Source organism: Bradyrhizobium sp. UFLA05-125 (assembly GCF_059803515.1).
In genome coordinates this window covers 1-980 of the sequence record NZ_JBANBJ010000178.1, presented here as the reverse complement: position 1 = coordinate 980, position 980 = coordinate 1, and the positions used below count along the sequence as shown (strand labels likewise).

The 980-nt window shown below is 66.7% G+C and carries 1 protein-coding gene; it reads right to left on the bottom strand.

Features of this window, described 5'->3' with window-relative positions:
* Window positions 1–980, bottom strand: a 980-nt coding sequence (locus tag SO156_RS45830; RefSeq protein ID WP_498539463.1) for a condensation domain-containing protein, incomplete at both ends; no start/stop codon positions are given.

Sequence of the window (980 nt, the reverse complement as noted above, 5' to 3'; positions counted from 1 at the left end):
ACCCCGCTGCCGTCGCCGCGCACCTCGCGCAAGCCGAACGGCGTGCTCGGCTCGTCGATGTCTGCCAGCCACCCCCGGAAGAACGCTTCATCCGCCTTGGCATCAGCGCCGAGATGCGCCTGCGCCACCAGATTGCGGAACGGCTGTGGCTCGGTCAGCTCATGCGCCCGCCCCTCCAGCACGGCCCTGACCTCGGCACGCATCACCTCCAGTGTCGTGTGGTCCCCGATCAGATGATGCTGCAGCTCCAGCAGCAGCCAGCGCGCGCTGCCGGGCTCGCGCGCGATCACAAACCGCAACAAGGGCGCTCGGCCAAGATCGATGCGGTGCTGGCGCGGATCAAACCGATCCTTAAGCTGCGCGGCGCCAGGACCAGCAGACCCATCCAGCTCGACCTCGCTCACCTCCAGCGGCGCACGGCGCCACACCACCTGGGCCGGGCGCGACAGCCCTTCCCAGACAAACGAGGTGCGCAGAATGTCGTGCCGGTCCACCACTCGCTGGACCGCAGCAAGATAGCGGTCCAACACGCCACGGTCGGCAAACGCCATCTGCGAGATCAGCAGGTACGGATCGCCCTTTGTCGCCAACAGATGATGGAACAGGATGCCGTCCTGCAGCGGCGACAAACCATAAACATCCTGGATGTTGCCGACCCCGCCGGGCACCGTGGCGATGATCCGGTCGATCGCGTCCTGCGTCAGCTCGATCAGCGGCAGCATCTCTGGCGTGATCGCCGGACTCTGTTCGCTGATCCGATTGGCCGGGACCGCCACCTCCTGATGACTGCCGAGGCTCGCGGCCAGATCGGCCAGCACGGGCTTTGCAAACAAGGTCCGCACCTCAACCCCCAGCGACCGCCGCCGCAGCCGCTCGATCAGTTGCACCGCCAAGAGCGAGTGGCCGCCGAGCGCAAAGAAGTGGTCGTGGCGTCCGACCCGCTCAACACCCAGAAGCTCGGCCCAGATCTGTGCCAGCGT